The 16,003-nt window shown below is 61.8% G+C and carries 15 protein-coding genes and 1 pseudogene; 9 read left to right on the forward strand and 7 right to left on the reverse strand.

The features are described 5' to 3' along the window. Nucleotides 1-309: 309 nt before the first annotated feature. Entirely contained in the window at nucleotides 310-1,242 is a 933-nt protein-coding gene (locus M727_RS0101095) for a LysR family transcriptional regulator (RefSeq protein ID WP_027151101.1), read from the reverse strand. Between the two features lie 90 nt (nucleotides 1,243-1,332). Here M727_RS0101095 and M727_RS0101100 point away from each other — a divergent pair, with 90 nt between their 5' ends. Next, complete coding sequence (locus tag M727_RS0101100) at nucleotides 1,333-2,157, forward strand: phytanoyl-CoA dioxygenase family protein (RefSeq protein WP_027151102.1); 825 nt, start codon at nucleotides 1,333-1,335, stop codon at nucleotides 2,155-2,157. A 94-nt stretch (nucleotides 2,158-2,251) separates the two neighbouring features. After that, a complete protein-coding gene (locus M727_RS0101105; protein ID WP_036261025.1) occupies nucleotides 2,252-3,901 on the forward strand; it encodes an ABC transporter substrate-binding protein in 1,650 nt (549 codons plus the stop codon). Nucleotides 3,902-4,447: 546 nt separating this feature from the next. Here M727_RS0101105 and M727_RS42835 read toward each other — a convergent pair. From M727_RS42835 to M727_RS0101115, 3 genes and pseudogenes are all read right to left on the reverse strand, one after another. Next, nucleotides 4,448-4,876 (reverse strand): FAD-binding oxidoreductase, encoded by a 429-nt coding sequence (locus M727_RS42835; RefSeq protein WP_348627137.1) that lies wholly within the window; start codon nucleotides 4,874-4,876, stop codon nucleotides 4,448-4,450. Next, a pseudogene (locus M727_RS42840) lies at nucleotides 4,853-5,272 on the reverse strand (hypothetical protein); the annotation flags it as partial. The gene M727_RS42835 and the pseudogene M727_RS42840, both read right to left, overlap by 24 nt. A 29-nt stretch (nucleotides 5,273-5,301) precedes the next feature. Then, nucleotides 5,302-5,670: an antibiotic biosynthesis monooxygenase family protein gene (locus M727_RS0101115; RefSeq protein WP_027151104.1), complete on the reverse strand. Its 369-nt coding sequence runs from the start codon at nucleotides 5,668-5,670 to the stop codon at nucleotides 5,302-5,304. A 133-nt stretch (nucleotides 5,671-5,803) separates the two neighbouring features. Between M727_RS0101115 and M727_RS0101120 the strand changes: the two genes are divergently transcribed. Beyond that, entirely contained in the window at nucleotides 5,804-6,244 is a 441-nt protein-coding gene (locus tag M727_RS0101120; RefSeq protein ID WP_156941452.1) for a MarR family winged helix-turn-helix transcriptional regulator, read from the forward strand. 491 nt (nucleotides 6,245-6,735) lie between these two features. Here M727_RS0101120 and M727_RS0101125 read toward each other — a convergent pair whose 3' ends face one another. Continuing rightward, the gene (locus M727_RS0101125) at nucleotides 6,736-7,638 is read right to left on the reverse strand and encodes a LysR family transcriptional regulator (RefSeq protein ID WP_027151106.1); all 903 of its coding nucleotides are present in this window, start codon (nucleotides 7,636-7,638) and stop codon (nucleotides 6,736-6,738) included. Nucleotides 7,639-7,773: 135 nt separating this feature from the next. Between M727_RS0101125 and M727_RS0101130 the strand changes: the two genes are divergently transcribed. The 3 genes from M727_RS0101130 to M727_RS0101140 all read left to right on the forward strand — a co-directional run bounded on the left by M727_RS0101130 (nucleotide 7,774) and on the right by M727_RS0101140 (nucleotide 10,468). Further along, the gene (locus M727_RS0101130; protein WP_027151107.1) at nucleotides 7,774-8,190 is read left to right on the forward strand and encodes a RidA family protein; all 417 of its coding nucleotides are present in this window, start codon (nucleotides 7,774-7,776) and stop codon (nucleotides 8,188-8,190) included. A 456-nt stretch (nucleotides 8,191-8,646) separates the two neighbouring features. Beyond that, a complete protein-coding gene (locus tag M727_RS0101135) occupies nucleotides 8,647-9,462 on the forward strand; it encodes an oxidoreductase (RefSeq protein WP_027151108.1) in 816 nt (271 codons plus the stop codon). A 127-nt stretch (nucleotides 9,463-9,589) separates the two neighbouring features. After that, nucleotides 9,590-10,468: an AraC family transcriptional regulator gene (locus M727_RS0101140; RefSeq protein WP_027151109.1), complete on the forward strand. Its 879-nt coding sequence runs from the start codon at nucleotides 9,590-9,592 to the stop codon at nucleotides 10,466-10,468. Between the two features lie 89 nt (nucleotides 10,469-10,557). Here M727_RS0101140 and M727_RS0101145 read toward each other — a convergent pair whose 3' ends face one another. Further along, nucleotides 10,558-11,490, reverse strand: coding sequence for a LysR family transcriptional regulator (locus tag M727_RS0101145; RefSeq protein ID WP_027151110.1), 933 nt, complete (start codon nucleotides 11,488-11,490; stop codon nucleotides 10,558-10,560). Between the two features lie 118 nt (nucleotides 11,491-11,608). Between M727_RS0101145 and M727_RS0101150 the strand changes: the two genes are divergently transcribed. The 3 genes from M727_RS0101150 (at nucleotide 11,609) to M727_RS0101160 (ending at nucleotide 14,425) form a co-directional block, all read left to right on the forward strand. Further along, the gene (locus tag M727_RS0101150) at nucleotides 11,609-12,481 is read left to right on the forward strand and encodes an NmrA family NAD(P)-binding protein (protein ID WP_027151111.1); all 873 of its coding nucleotides are present in this window, start codon (nucleotides 11,609-11,611) and stop codon (nucleotides 12,479-12,481) included. Nucleotides 12,482-12,656: 175 nt separating this feature from the next. Then, nucleotides 12,657-13,565: an alpha/beta hydrolase gene (locus M727_RS35525; RefSeq protein WP_051505467.1), complete on the forward strand. Its 909-nt coding sequence runs from the start codon at nucleotides 12,657-12,659 to the stop codon at nucleotides 13,563-13,565. Next, entirely contained in the window at nucleotides 13,562-14,425 is an 864-nt protein-coding gene (locus M727_RS0101160; RefSeq protein ID WP_027151112.1) for an alpha/beta hydrolase, read from the forward strand. Before M727_RS35525 ends, M727_RS0101160 begins: the two co-directional genes overlap by 4 nt. A gap of 245 nt (nucleotides 14,426-14,670) precedes the next feature. Here M727_RS0101160 and M727_RS0101165 read toward each other — a convergent pair whose 3' ends face one another. Then, complete coding sequence (locus M727_RS0101165; protein ID WP_027151113.1) at nucleotides 14,671-15,981, reverse strand: hemolysin family protein; 1,311 nt, start codon at nucleotides 15,979-15,981, stop codon at nucleotides 14,671-14,673. Nucleotides 15,982-16,003: the final 22 nt, after the last annotated feature.

Here is a 16,003-nt window from a genome sequence, read left to right on the forward strand (position 1 = left end):
CACTGCCCGAAAGCAGACATCGCCGACGACTAAGCTAAGTCGAGGTTACGCCACAAAACTAAACCGCTCGCGCGGTAGGACGCGGCGGGCCTGCTGGCGCTGAGCATTTCGCTGTCGGCGCTGTTTCTTCTGCCTAAACATCTGGGTTCCTTCTAATCAGGAGAACCCCATGAGCACTCAAAGCAACGACCATCCTGCCGTCAGCCGCTGCGCCAGCGGATGATCGAGGACACCGCCAGTTCGGCGAGCACACCAAGCGCGACACTCATTTGGACCTCTGCTCAATGCGGTTGGTGGCAAAGCCGGATTTCAGCTTGCCGAGGAATCATTGCCACGTTCGGAAAAAATGGCTTGCATGGAAAACCAGAGCTTTGCCTCCTCGACGAACGCCGAAGCAGCACTCGATAGGCGCTGACGCGTGTCGTAGACGAGCATAATCCGCTGCAGCGGGAGCGGATCGGAAATTGTCTTGCACACCAGCGGCAGGCCGTCGTAGCTCCGATCGCCGTGGGGCCGCGTCCAGCAAACAGCGACACCCAATCCATTGGCTACCAGGCTGCGTTGGAGCTCAAACGAACCAACCTTTTTTCCGATGACTGCTGATAGGCCCCGGCTCTGAAAAAGGTCGAGCGTGTGTTGCCAACTGTAAGGCTGATCGCTGGCAATCAGTGAATATGCTTCCAAATCGGCGAGGCTCACGGTTGCGTGGGCTGCAAGGGGATGATCGGCCGACAAAAGTGCGTGAGGACGAAGCTCGTGCAACGTTACACGGGCAACATTCGCCGGCAGGCCAAGATCGTAGGTGAGTCCAAGATCTATGGCGGATTCGCTCAGTCGTCGACCCAGCGTTTCGAACGTCTCCTCCCGGATCACCATCTGCACGGACGGATACCGCTTCGAAAATGAGCGGATTAGGCCAGGCGCGAAATGAGGCCCCAGGTCCTCAAAACAACCCAGAACCAGTTCGCCGGCAACAGCGGTGCTGCTAACCAACACCGCGAGTTCGTCTGCCTCTGCGAGAACCTGCATTGCCTTGGCCACGGCCATGCGGCCGAACGTAGTTAGCGCGACGCCGCTCCCGCGTTGGCGGACGAACAATTTCTGCCTGAAACTTTTTTCAACCTGATCCACTGCCACTGAAATCGAGGGCTGTGAGACATTCAGCGCCCTGGCTGCCGCGGTGAAACTGCCCTGGCGCGCTACCGCTGCCAAGTAGCGCAATTGCAGGAGAGTGAAGTTCATAGATCCTCTCTATGCCAGGTATCATAAGTTATTATTTTACCGGATAGCCGAACGCGCCGATAGTACCTTCGTTACCCAAAGGAGGATGCGATGGCTTCAGCGGCAGATCAGATCGATGCCCAGACGATTTCCGATTATCAGCGCGACGGCGCGGTCTGCATACGTGGAGCTTTCAAGGATTGGGTGGACATTATCGCGGCCGGTATCGAGCGAAACATGCGCGAAAAGAGCGTGACCGGCTCCGACATCGTGCGCGACGGCAAGGGCAGTTTCTTCGACGACTACTGTAACTGGGAGCGCATTCCCGAATTCGAGAGGGTGGTGCGGGAATCGCCGGCGGCCGCCATCGCCGCCGCGGTCATGCAGTCGCGCACCGCGCAGTTCTTTCACGACCATGTGCTGGTGAAGGAGCCGGGTACGCAAAAGGCCACGCCATGGCACCAGGACATTCCCTATTATTTTGTCGACGGGCGGCAGACGGTGAGCTTCTGGATTCCGATTGACCCGGTCAAGGAAGCCACGTTGCGCCTGGTCGCTGGCTCGCACAAATGGGACAAGATGATCCTGCCTGTGCGCTGGCTCGACGAGAGCAGCTTTTACGGAGCGGAAGAAAACTACCGACCCGTTCCGGACCCCGACAACGATCCCGACATGAAGGTCATGGAATGGGAGATGCAGCCGGGCGACGCGATCCTATTCGACTTCAGGACCGCTCATGGTGCCCGCGGCAACATGGCGCCCAGCCGGCGACGAGTGCTTTCGCTGCGTTGGGTCGGCGATGACGCACGCTATGTTGAACGTCCGGGCCGCACCTCTCCTCCTTATCCCGGCCACGATATGAAACCAGGCCAGAGACTGCGCGAAGACTGGTTCCCAATCATCTATAAAGCCCCCGATCGCAGCCCCGAACATTGATGAGAAGCGCGGCGGCGCGAGTTGGCGTCGCCCCGAAAAGTGCAGTGCATACGAGAAAAGAAAAGGGAACAGACGTGAAAAATAGGAGGCCACAATGGCGATTTTAGATCAGGACACAAAGCCGTTGGCGACGGTCGTCAATCGCATGGCCGAAGAGGCCCGGGCAGGCCTGATGGACAGGCGCGAATTCCTGGCGATCGCGAGCGTGATGGGCGCAACGACTGCTACGGCCTACGGCATGCTGGGTCTGCCGGTTCCGGCGATTGCCCAGACCGCGGAGCCGAAGAAAGGTCGCGTCCTCAAGGTCGCGATGCTGGTCAAAGACATGAAGGATCCGCGCACATTCGACTGGAGCGAAATGGGAAACATCGCTCGCCAGGTGCTGGAGCCCCTAGTCAAATACACAAGTGACTTTACTTTCAAACCGATGCTGCTCGCGAGTTGGGACGTGAACGACGATGCGACCGAATATCTGCTGCATGTCCGCAAGGACGTAAAGTGGAACAATGGCGACGACTTCAACGCCGACGACGTGATCTTCAACTTGAACCGCTGGTGCGACAAGAACTTCGAGGGCAACTCGATGGCAGCACGCCTCGCCGTCATCATCGACCCGGCGACCGGCAAGGCTCGGAAAGGGTCCATCGTCAAAGTCGACGAGCACACCGTGAAGCTGGTCCTCCCGGCATCCGACATCTCGATCATTCCCGGATTTTCCGATTATCCGGCGCTCATCGTCCATCGCGATTATGAGAAGATGGGATCCGACTTCGTGAAAAATCCGATCGGAACGGGCGCCTTCGAACTGGTTTCGTACGAAGCGGCCTCCCGCGCGGTCTACAAGCGCCGCGAAAACGGGGCATGGTGGGGGGGCGAAGCGTTGCTCGACGGGGTCGAATTCATCGATTACGGCAACGACCCTGCCGCCATGGTCAGTGCCTTCGAGGCCGGCGAGGTGCACACGAACTATGAAACGACTGGCGACTACGTCTCGATCCTGGACGGAATGAAAATGGTCCGGGCGGAAGTGCTGACAGCTGGAACCATTTGCGCGCGCGCCAACGTCAGCAACAAGCCCTATGACGACCGGAAGGTTCGCAACGCCCTGCAATTTGCGGTCGACAACGCAACCGTGCTTCATCTTGGCTATAACGATCTCGGCGAGGTCGCCGAAAACCATCATGTCTGCACCATCCATCCGGAATACGCCAAGCTTCCAAAGATCCCCCGTGACGTGGAAAAGACCAAGGCGCTGATGACCGAGGCCGGTCAAATGGATTTTGAACACGACATCATCACCGTTGACGAAGACTGGCAAAAGAACACGGGTGATGCGATCGCGGCACAGTGGCGTGAAGCCGGGTTGAAGGTCAAACGCACCGTTCTCCCGGGTTCCACCTTCTGGAACGACTGGACGAAATACCCTTTCTCGTTGACGATCTGGAATATGCGCCCGCTAGGCGTTCAAGTCCTTGCGCTGGCGTATCGGACGGGTGAGGCCTGGAACGAGACGGGTCTGGCCGACAAAGAGTTCGACGAGAAGCTGACGGTAGCGCTCGGGATCGCGGATGTCGACAAGCGACGTGAGGTGATGAAGGGCGTCGAGTTGATTCTGCAGAATTCAGGCGTCATCATTCAGCCTTTCTGGCGCAAGATTTTTCTTCATATGGCTGCGTCCGTGAAAGACCACCGCGCCCATCCGATGCAGGAGCTGAACTTCGAGCGGGTCTGGTTGGACGCCTGAAGGAGAAGCACCGCGCAAACTCGCGCTGGCCGCCGGGCAGGCCACGAAACGAAGACGCTTCTCGCCATTTCCGCGCAGCGCCGCTAATCTTCCGCAACGGCGGATGAGCTTATGCACTGGCACATCGAGACTTGTCGGCTTGGCGCTGAGGGGCTGCGCGCAAGCGAGGCTTCCGGAACGTGAGTTTCGCATTGCCAAAGTCAGCAACCCAGAAACGTCTCCGCTTTGACGTCCTTGCCTTTACGCCAGCTTCTGCGAGGAGCGTCTGCATCGCGAAGACCCTGGCGGCCGGTCCAGCCACGTAATAGATCGGAGTGGTAATGTCGCCCACGTGTTTCGAGATCGTTTCTCTTGTGATGTACCCTCGTTCACCGCTCCAGTCCGCCAGGTCGTCCGAGGCCTCAGTGCATGTTGCGATGAGCTTGAAGCGCGGGTTCCGCTTCTCCAGCTGCGCCAGTTCGGAAAGGAAAGCGGCCTCCTCGGGGCGGCGATTGCCGTAGAAAAGGCACAGACGGTGGGAAAGTCCGCGCTCCGTCGCGTCGAGAATCATGCTGCGGAACGGCGTGATGCCGATCCCGCCTGCGAGAAGACAGCCGGCCTAGCGGCGTCATGGTGCAGCGACAGGTCGCCATAGGGGCCTTCGATATCGACGGTCGATCCAACCGGCAGGCTCATCAAGCTGCGCTTGAAGCTCGTATCAGTGAGCCGTGTGGCGATCATCAGTTCCGGCTCGTGTGGCGCACTGGCGATAGAAAAGGTTCTGACTTGGCCCTTGGCGTCGGTCGGTTTCAGGTCGGGTAACGTCATATAGATTGCCTGCCCGGCCTCGAACACGAACCCTTCGGGCTTCTTCAAGTGGAACGCCATCGTGCCGTTGGCGACTTCTTCGCGGGCGGTAAGATCGGTCGAGAAAGTGGCGGCAGGACGAAGAAAGTTTTTCCGCCGCCACTGTGTGAGCTTCATCCCGTCACGCATGTTGAGGCCGAGCAATGCTAGGTTCGCGGCGCCTGCGACTAGCTCAAGTGCCTGTACCGCGTAAAAGGCAGTATCGAGCTCTCCGGCCTCGGCCCTGGAAGCGAGGAACAGCGCCGCCGGGATGAGAACCAGAAAGCCATTCGCGGCAATGAACGGCATTCGCTTCAGCTTCTTGCCGATCACGCCGGATCGCTCGCCCTTCGCCAGGGCGAAGCCCGAGCCTCTCGTCGCCGCCAGTGCAGGGATCAGCAGCAGGAAGCCCCAAGGTATCATCGTCTTGACGGCGACAATGGCGGCCTCGGACCCAAACAGTTCGCTGAGAACCGTCGACAGCCAGAAGGTTGCAATCGTGAGGAGCGCAAGCATACCGGCCACGGGATGGACGATTTTGGTCACGGGTTTCTCCCTTCCAGCAGCTTTCGCACCTACGCCACGCAGACGCCGGCCAGCGCGACCTTCTGGAAGAGGTGCGGAGCGGAGACCACAGAAGACGGAATGACGATACTTTCGTCCGCAGCGGCGGAATTTTGCCGTGCAGCACGGAAGTGGGCGGTCGACTCCCAAATCGCATAGTTGAGGTAAGTCGGGCTATCGCCGATGGCCCGATGGAGCTGGGTCGAGATGAAACCCGGCTTCTGCTTCATTGCGACGGCTTCGCGTCCCCAAATCTCGAGAAAGGCCTGCTCGTCGGCCTTGTCCATCGTAATGAGATTGATGAGCACGACGGGGGAGGCATCGACGGCGAATTGGCGTTCGATCGGGAAGTTAGGGTCCAGGGAGCGCATTTGGGTCATGACAGGGTCTTTCCATTTGGTTACATGATGTCAATTTGGTGTGACAGCTACATATTGATTTGACATGATGATGTCAACAACGTTTTATGGTGACGAAATGGATGCATTAACACGAACCCCGTCTGGGGAGGCCATGACCGAGCTCGTCCTCGACCTGTTCCGAGTGAACAACTTGACCGTCACATGGGGGGATCGGCTCGTAGCCCACCTGGGACTGACCAGCGCCCGGTGGCAGATACTAGGCGCCATCGTTGCCGCGGATCGTCCGCAGCCGGTCGCATGGCTGGCCCGCGATCTCGGTGCCAACCGGCAGAACGTGCAGCGCATCGTCAATGACTTGGCAAGGGACGGGTTCGTCAGGTTCGAGCCCAATCCGCATCATCGTCGCGCACAGCTTGTGGTGATGACCGACAAAGGACAGCAAGCCTTCGACGCCGCCATCCGCTTGTATAACCCCGGCATTAATGCGCTGGCGGAGCGACTCCCCATCGAGGACATCAAAGCGGCCGTTCGAGTAGTGAAGGTTCTGCGAGGATACTTTGAGGAAGGAGAGAATGCTGAAGAGCAGGTCTGAGCGCTGTGGCGTGGTGGGCGATCTGGTGAACGACAAACTACGCTCGAGTTCCTCGAACCGGCCGCGGGCTCCGTCCCCGAAACCGGGTGACGGTTTCGGCCGTGATCACGTTTCCGAAACCTCTTTCTCGCCGTTCATTTGACCTAGAGTCTGGCGGAGCTACTCGCCTGACATGGGCGCAACGGCGGCGGCCTAAATCTTCGTCCGCTTCGGGTCAGAAAGCCAACTGTCATGCGTAACCGCTTCGGGTCACGGCAGGACGATCTCATACCAGTCTGGCGGTCCGCTATTAAAGATGAGACGACCAAAGCTGCCGGTCCGGTTCCGGCCCCACTTGCGTCATCGCCTGCTTCAGCCTGACCGATCGAACTGGTCATCGGCCCAATGCAGGATTCGTCCGCACTGAGGCAGAACACTGGTGCGTTGGCGCAATAGCAACGAACTGAGCACTCCCCTGGCCCAACGACCGGTCGTGGCGCGGCTGCTCGTCGCTAAGGTTCTTTCTTCCGCAGGTCTTTGACGACATCGAGAAAGGCCCGCAGTGCGGGCGGTACGGCCCGATGTCCGGGGTAGTAAACCGCAACTTGTTCCGGAGCGGGCATCCACGCGGTCAGGACCTTGCGCAGCCGGCCGTCGGACAAGGCCGCGTCGGCGGCCCAATCGGCCACGTAGGCGACGCCCAGATCTTCAATTGCGGCTTCGACCATCAGTTCCTCGTCGTCGAGGACGACGGGGCCGTTTGCCTCGATCACGAGTTCCTGGCCGGCGCGTTCGAACTCCCATCGGTAAAGCTTGCCGCTGGGCATGCGGTGGCCGATGCAATGGTGGCGTTGCAATTCCTCGGGGGTTTTCGGGTCGCCGAAGCGATCGAGGTAGGCGGGCGACGCGACACAGATGAACCTCAACGCGCGTGCAAGCGGCACGACGATCATGTCCTTGGGGACCGATCCGAGGAGGCGCACGCCGGCATCGAACCCGCTGGACACGATGTCGATGAGCCGCCCCTCGACGACGATGTCCACGGTCACGTCCGGATGGCGCTCCGCCATCCGCGGAAGAACCCAGCGAACGAGAAACCCGGCCACCAGCCGCGGTGCGTTGATGCGGACGGTGCCCGCGACATTGCCCCGGAACCCGGCGACGCTGTCGAGCGCCTCGTCCAGCGAGGCGAGCGCCGGCTGAAGGCGATCGAGCAACTGGAAACCGGCTTCCGTCGGCGAGACGCTGCGTGTGGTGCGGTTGAGAAGGCGCACGCCCATGCGCTCCTCGAGCGCACGCATGGCGTGGCTCAATGTGGATGGCGCCGTGCCGATCTCGTCGGCTGCGCGGCGGAAGCTGCGGTGCGTGGCAACGGCCACGAAGGCGGTGAGATCGTTGAGGGACGGGCGGGACATTGATGGTAATTTTGCATCACCTCATGCCGATTTCAACGGCTTATGCGCGTAATGCGATTGCCTTATCTCCTGCTTGTATCAACTCGGCGGCTCCGGGCGGTCCGCTCCCGTTATCAAGTCAGAAAGGAACACGAAATGCCTGCACGTGATGCCATCTATCCGGCCAAACGCCACGCGTTATACGATATTCATCGATATTCCGCGGCCATTCGCTCCGGCGATCTTCTCTTCGTATCGGGGCAGGTCGGCAGCCGTGAGGACGGCTCGCCCGAGCCCGCGTTCGAGGATCAGGTTCGGCGGGCCTTTGCCAATCTGCGCGCGGTCCTGGCCGCCGCCGGGTGCAGCTTCGACGACGTTGTCGACGTCACCACCTTCCACACCAACCCGGACGAACAGATCGAAACGGTGCTGGCCGTGCGGGCGGAAGAGATCGGCGGACCGCCCTATCCGAACTGGACGGCAGTGGGCGTCAACTGGCTTGCCGGCTTCGATTTCGAGATCAAGGTCATCGCCCGCATCCCTTCGACGACCAGCAGTCATCCGGCGGGCTGATCGCTCGCCCTGCAATTCTGTACTGGCGATTGATCCCAACGACGCCCGGGGGCAGCAGGGGAGCTTTCAGGCTCCCATGCAAACGGCTTGAACTTTGCGAATGGGTTTTCGGCGAGGGCGCGAACGAGTGGTTAGGGAACGCGCCAGAAATGTCGCCCTGGTCCGCGCCGCGACCTACAGCTTCGCCGTCGGCGAAGTCTGAAATGGGCAGCGGCAAGGGCACCCTCTACGGCAAAGCCACCCCTGGCAGACAGCCCGCTCCCTACACGTCAGGGCGCCACTTCGTCCTGACGCAGATGGATCAGCAACTTCCATGATCCGGCCGCGTGACGCGTTCTTTCGGCCCTTTTCGTAGCGCGCCATTCCCTTTTGGTATTGCATTATGATTGTAACATTATATTATGATCATAATTCAATCGGCGAGAAACGTCTGGCCCTCACGATTTGGAGCACGAAATGAATGCGAATTCCGTAAAAACCGCTGTTGTGACCGGAGCCTCCTCGGGCATCGGCCACGCCAGCGCCGAGGCGCTTGCGCGGGCAGGATTCACCGTCTTCGGGACAAGTCGCCGCTCCGTCGGCAACGGCCCGGACGGGGTGACCATGCTGGTTTGCGACGTGACCGATGGCGCTTCTGTCAGCGCCCTCGTTTCAACCGTGCTGGCGCAGACCGGGCGGATCGACCTTCTGGTCAACAATGCCGGCGTCGGTTTACTTGGCGGTGCCGAGGAATCCTCGGTCGCACAGGTGCAGGCCCTGTTCGACGTCAATCTGTTCGGCGTCATCCGCATGATCAATGCGGTGTTGCCGTCGATGCGGCGGCGCGGCGAAGGGCGCATCATCAATATCGGCTCGATTCCGGGATTGGTGCCGGCGCCATACTCAGCTCATTACTCTGCGGTCAAGCGCGCGCTTGAGGGCTATTCGGAATCGCTTGATCACGAGGTTCGCGCTTTCGATATTCGCGTCTCGGTCATCGAGCCGGCATTCGTGCGTACCGTCTTCGACCAGAACGGGATCGAGCCGGATTCGGTGTTGAAAGAATACGATCGGGCGCGCACCGGGCTCAAGGCGCTGCTGGGCGATGTGATGCCCAAAGCCGATCCGCCGGAAGTGGTGGCGGCTGTGGTGGTCAAGGCGGCGACCGATGTCCGCCCGCGGCGTCGCTATACCGCCGGCAAGGCAGCGCGCCAGGTCAGCATTCTGCGCCGCTTTGCCCCCGCAGAGATGTTTGACAAGAGCTTGCGCAAACAGTTCCGCCTGCCGGTCTGAACCCGGTTAGCAGTGCTCCACCGCCAACGGCTCCGCATCGAAGTGAACAGCGCCTGGGTGTTCAGCAAGAACAGTCGAGCGCGCTGTCTCGCAAGCTGGCAGATTGCTCTCACCACTGGAGAGCATGATGACGACGCCGCAAGATCCCTACCACACGCGTATGAAACGGGTGTTGAACTACGTCGACCGGCATCTTGAGGATGATCTTAGCCTGGACACGCTTAGTGCCGTTGCGGCCCTGTCCAAGTACCATTTCCACCGCCAATTCAGGGGATATTTCGGCATATCAGTGCATCGCTACGTCCAACTCGTTCGCATGAAACGGGCGGGACAGGTGCTTGCCTTCAAGGACGAGGCGAGCGTGACCGAAACCGCGCTCGACGTTGGTTACGATGCGCCCGATGCCTTCGCCCGCGCGTTTCGGAAAAGCTTTGGGCAATTGCCTTCCGCATTTCGGGACACGCCCGACTGGGAGGTGTGGTTTGCCAGCCTGTGGCCATTGACCAACGCGAGGAGCAAGCTCATGAAAACGGCGTATTCCTTGGCTGACGTCAACATCGCGGACGTGCCGGAAACACCCGTCGCCGTCCTGCAGCACCGGGGCAATCCGGCCCTGGTCGCCGAGGCTATCCAGAAATTCATCGCCTGGCGAAGGGCTGTCGGTTTGAGCGCCGCGTCCAGTGCGACCTACAATGTGTTTCACTCGGATTCCGACATAACGCCGCCGGACGAATTCCGCCTCGACATCTGTGCAGCGACCGATCGGAAAATCGAGCTGAACGAGCAGGGCGTGGAAGCCGGTGTTCTTCCGGCCGGACGATGTGCCGTGCTTCGCGCAATCGGAGCAGAAAATGTCGAGCCGGCGATCGAATTCCTGTATCGCGACTGGTTGCCGGCAAGCGGTGAGGCACTTCGGGATTTTCCCCTCTACTGTCAGCGGGTGAGTATTGTTCCGATGGTTGCCGAGCACGAGGCCATCACCGACATCTTCCTGCCATTGGTGTGATTTGCTGACCCTCCAATGGCCGTCATGTCAGCTGCAATCGAACGCGGGTCGGCTCGAGGCGTTGTGCTCCAGGGAGCCGCTTTGCGGCCTCAGTTTCCAACGTCGATCGCCGATGACATGTCCGCCGCCGCCGTGACAATGGCACGTCTCAACCATATGTGCCTGGGCGCGTCCTGCTGGCGCGCGTGCCAGACAAGGCTCATCGTGAAGCTGCCAAGATCGAGGGGCGGCGGCAACGATACGAAGCGCTTCATGTTGGCGGCCGCTCGCGCCAGGCTCGAAGGCAGGGTCATGACGAGGTCGGAGCGAGCGGCGATCTCGACGGCCGCGAAGAAGTTCGGCACGCGCAGCTTCACCCGCCGCGTTCGCCCGATGCGGGCAAGCACCTCGTCGACAGGTGCAGGCCCGACGCCGGTGACGCTCACCACGATATGCTCAAGCGCCAGGAAACGCTCGAGCGTCAGCTTTCGGGCGAGCGCCGGGTGCTCCGCGCGCATCAGCGTCACGAGCTTCTCGTCATAGAGACCGCGCCGGCGGATGCCGGCCGGGGCTTCGTCGACCAGCGCCACCATCGCATCCGCGATACCCTGCTCCAGCGCTTCAACCGCATCCGTGCCCGGCGCGACGATATCGAGATCGAGGGACGGCGACTCGCGTCCAAGGCGGGCGAGCAGGTGCGGCGCCAGCACGGCGGCCTGGAGATCAGGCATCAGCAGCCGAATCCGGCCGGTGGCGGTGGCGGGATCGAACGCGTTGGCCTCCACCATCTCTCGCACACCCGCCAGGATGCCGCGCAGCACGGGGCGCACCTCTTCCGCACGGGCGCTGAGGACGTAGCCGCCCGGTCCGTCGACCAGCAGCGCGTCCGAAAACAGCGCGCGCAATCGGCCGAGCGCTCGGCTCGCGGCGGGCTGGCTCATGCCGAGCCGGCTTGCGGCACGGGTGACGTTCTTCTCGTCCAGCAGCGCTTCGAGCGCCACCAGCAGGTTCAGATCGATCCGGCGTAAATCCACTTCGTGCATGGTGACTATATACACCATGCATTGGACGCATTGGAAGCCTGCGCCTATCGTTCCCCCCCGTCAATCGAGATGAAGGTCAGGCCGGATGAAGGTCAGGCGAGCAGAAGGAGAAGAAGTGATGTATGTCGTGCTTGGAGCAAACGGACGGGCCGGCGGCGAGGTCGCGCGCGCCCTGATCGCAGGCGGTGAAGCCGTGCGCGTCGTCCTGCGTCGCAAGGAACAGGGCGAAAAATGGACGGCCCTCGGCGCCGAGGTGGCGGTCGCAAGCATGGAGGATGCCGGCGCCATGGCCGATGCGCTGAAGGGCGCGCGGGCAGCGTTCCTGCTCAACCCGCCGCCGGTGAGCGGTGATCCCTATCAGCGCACGGAAGAAATCGGCGCCGCGCTTGCCGATGCGGCACGGCGTGCAGGTCTGCCAAAGACCGTCGTCCTGTCGTCCATCGGCGCGCAGCATGCCTCCGGCACCGGCGTCATCGCCACCCTCAACCGGTTCGAGGCGCTGCTCGACGGCGTGGCGCCGGCCACCGCCTTCCTGCGGTCGGGGTATTTTGTCGAAACCTGGAACGAGGTGGCGCAAGCGGTCCTGTCGCAAAGCATACTGCCGACCTTTATCGAGCCGCCGCAGAAAATCCCGATGGTGAGCACGATCGATGTCGGGCGCGCGGCAGCCACCGTGCTGCGCGAGAAATGGACCGGCAAGCGGGTCGTGGAGCTGGGCGGACCGGAAGACTGGAGCGCCGACGACGTGGCATCGGCCTTCGCGGACGTTCTCGGCCGGCCGGTAACGCCTGTGCTTGTTGCGCCGGAGGGGCGTGCCGCGCTGCTTGCCGAGGAAGGCGTGCCTGGCGAGGTGGCAGACGCGCTGCTCGGTATGTATGAGGGAATCGCCAACGGCCTGTTCATGCGCCAGGACAGCAGCGAACACCGGCGCGGCACGATCGCCCTGGCGACGGCGATAGAGCGCGTTGTCGCAACACCAGCCGGCCACTGATCCTCGGCCGAGTAGCGAATCCGAAACGGATCACGGGTTTGCAGCCACTTGCAGGGAGCGTTTTCGGCCGCAATACCCCCGCGTCTCGCCGGCCAACGCTCTCGGCGACATGCGGAACTCGCGCCACTGGTTTGGACTTAACTCCATTTCCGGACGGCAAAAAGGGAATCCTGACATGAGACTGCCTGCCCCGCGCCAAATGCGTCTCTCCGGTGGAACCGAGCTTGCCTACGTCACTGCGGGCGATCCATCCAACCCCGCTTTGCTCCTCTTGCATGGGTTTCCCAGCTCCGCCCGTGCATTCCGCGATGTCATTCCAGGACTGGCGGGCGCAGCCTATGTGATCGCGCCCGACCTCCCGGGCCATGGCCGGTCCGATGTCCCGCCGACACCCTCCTACGACGCGATCAGCAAGGCGATTTCCGAATTGCTGACCCACCTCGCGATCGGGCGCCGATTCATCCACATTCATGACTGGGGCGCCGCCGTGGGTCTGCAGATTGCCATGCAAGCGCCCGAGCTGGTTTCGGGTCTCATCATCCAGAACGCAAACGCGCATCGAACCGGCTTCGGTCCCGTCTGGGACGCCGTGTTGAAATTCTGGTCAGAACCGACAAAAGAGAACGAAGCGGCCGCGACCCCCGACCTGACCTTCGAATTCACACGCGAGCAATATTTGGGCGGCCTGCCGGAAGATGTCGCCGCCACGATCAGGGGCGACCCTTGGGTCGAGGACTGGAGGGTGATGAATCTTCCCGGCCGCATGGAGACCCACCGCGCGCTGATCGGCGACTACAAAAGCCATGCCGCGCGTTTCGATGCGATCGCCGCCTATTTGAAGCAATGGCAACCGCCGGCGCTCATGCTGTGGGGCCGTCACGACCCCTATTTCGATATCGCCGAAACGCTGTCCTGGATGCAGGATCTGCCGCGCATGGAAGCGCATGTTTTCGACGGCGGGCATTTCCTGCTTGAGACGCACGCCGAACCAGCACTCTCCCAGATGATCGAGTTCATCAAGCGAACACAGGCGATGCACCCTGATCGAGCCCATCCCGGACCAGTGCGAGGAGTGCCGGCATGACATCCCCCACGCAACAGCGGCTGCGCCTGTCCGGCGGGACCGAGCTTTCCTTCATCACCGCGGGTGATGCGTCCAATCCCGCGCTGCTGCTCCTGCACGGCTTTCCGAGCTCGTCGCGCACCTTCCAGCGGATCATTCCCGGCCTTGCGCGCGTCGCCTTCGTCGTCGCCACCGACTTGCCTGGCTACGGCCAATCGGCGCCGTTGCCCGCGCCGTCATTCGAAGCGTTCAGCGGCGCAATCCAGGAGCTCCTAACTCATCTCGCGATCGATCGGCGCTTCATCTACCTGCACGATTGGGGCGCGCCTGCAGGTCTCCAGGTCGCTATGCAATCCCCCGACCTCGTCTGCGGCCTCATCATTCAGAGCGCCAACGCACACCGCACAGGGTTCGGACCGCAATGGCAAGCCACATGCGAGTTCTGGTCAAACCCGACGGAAGAGAACGAAAGGGAGGCTACCGCGTTTTTGACCTTGGAAGGCACCCGCGAGCAATATTTGGGCGGCTTGCCGGAGGATGTCGCCGCCCGGATCAAAGGCGAACCCTGGATCGAGGACTGGAGGGTGATGAATCAGCCTGGCGGTATGGAAACACAACGCGCGCTCCTCGCCGACTACGCCAACCATGCCGCTCGCTTCAGTCTCATCGCCGACTATATCGAAACGCGGCAGCCGCCGGCGCTCATGCTGTGGGGCCGCCACGACCCGTTCTTCGACATCGCCGAAACACTGTCGTGGATGCAAGACCTGCCACGTATGGAAGCGCACATCTTCGACGGCGGCCACTTCCTGCTCGAAACCCACGCCGAGGCGGCAGCCGCGTTGATGACTGACTTTATTGAGCGAACGCAGCGATCTTGAGCAACCGTTCGCGCCGGGACCGACTTGCCACGTTTGCGCTGCCCCTCATTGCCCTGCCGGGCATTTCTCCCCGTATAGTGACGGGGAGAAAGACGCCTTCGCAGAGGATTTCGCCACTCTCCAGCGTTGCAGAAGGGTGCCGAAGTTGCGGCCAGCTTCCCTTCTCCCTGTCACTATACGGGGAGAAGGCGCCGGCAGGCGGATGAGGGGCAGCGCAAACCTAAAGCGATTGTCTTGCAACCCTGCTACCGCACGATTTCGCGATGGCCGCCGGGCAGGCGGGTCGCGATGAGCTTGTCGATGCGGCGGCCGTCGAGGTCGACGACCTCGAAGCGCCAGCCCTGCGCATCGACGCATTCGCCGGTCGTCGGCAGATGGTGCAAATGCGCCAGCACGTAACCGGCGACAGTCTCGTAGTCGCGGTTCTCGGGCAGGTCGATGCCGAGAACGTCGGCCATCTCGTCGGCCTGCATGTAGCCGGCGAGCAGCCATGAGCCGTCGTCGCGCTTGACGGCGTTTTCCTCGTCGCCCGCGTCGAGGTCCGCCCGGAACACGCCGGTGATGGCTTCCAGTATATCCGCCGGGGTGACGATGCCTTCAAAATGGCCGTATTCGTCATGGACCAGCGCCATCGGCACGTTGGATTCCTTGAGCGTCGAAAGGACATCCAGGGCGTCGGCCTGGTCATGGACGATGGGAGCGGTGCGCACGTGCCGGCGCGGGTCGAGCGCGCGACCGCCGAGCATCGCGGCCAGCACGTCGCGGGTCTGGACGACGCCGATCATGGCATCGACGCTGCCATCGCCGGCTGGCAGGCGCGAATGCTGGGTCTCCATCAACAGCTTGCGGATCGCCGCGTCGTCGGACTGCAGGTTGATCCAGTCGACCTCGGTGCGCGGCGTCATCACCGCGCGGACGGCGCGGTCGCCGAGCCGCATGACGCCGGCGATCATGCGCCGCTCGTCGGATTCGATGGTGCCGTGATGCTCGGCCTCGGCGACCAGCATCTTGATCTCCTCGTCGGTGACCTTCTCCTCGCTTTCACCGCGTTGGCCAAGCAGCCACAGCATGGCGCGGCCTGAAATATCGAGCAGGAAGACCAGCGGCGCCGAGACGGTGGCGAGGATGGTCATCGCCGGAGCAACCTTGGAGGCGACGCCTTCGGGATCGCGCAGCGCGATCTGCTTGGGCACCAGTTCGCCGATTATCAGCGAGAAGTAGGTGATGAGGGCGACGACGATGCCGACGCCGATCGGGTCGGCAAGGCTTTCGCGGATGCCGGTCGATGCCAGGAATACGGACAGCCGCTCGCCAAGCGTGGCGCCGGAAAAGGCGCCGGACAAAACACCGACCAGGGTGATGCCGATCTGCACCGACGACAGGAATTTGCCTGGATTGGAACCGAGCGCCAAGGCGCGTCCGGCGCCCGTGACGTTGCGGTCGATCATCGCCTTGAGGCGGGCCGGCCGTGACGAGACGATGGCAAGCTCGGACATTGCCAAAAGGCCGTTCACGCAGATGAGGACGACCACGATAGCGATTTCAGCGTAAAGCATGCGGGGTCAATAGCATTGCGGC

This window comes from Mesorhizobium sp. WSM2561 (assembly GCF_000513915.1).
Classification (GTDB): domain Bacteria; phylum Pseudomonadota; class Alphaproteobacteria; order Rhizobiales; family Rhizobiaceae; genus Mesorhizobium; species Mesorhizobium muleiense.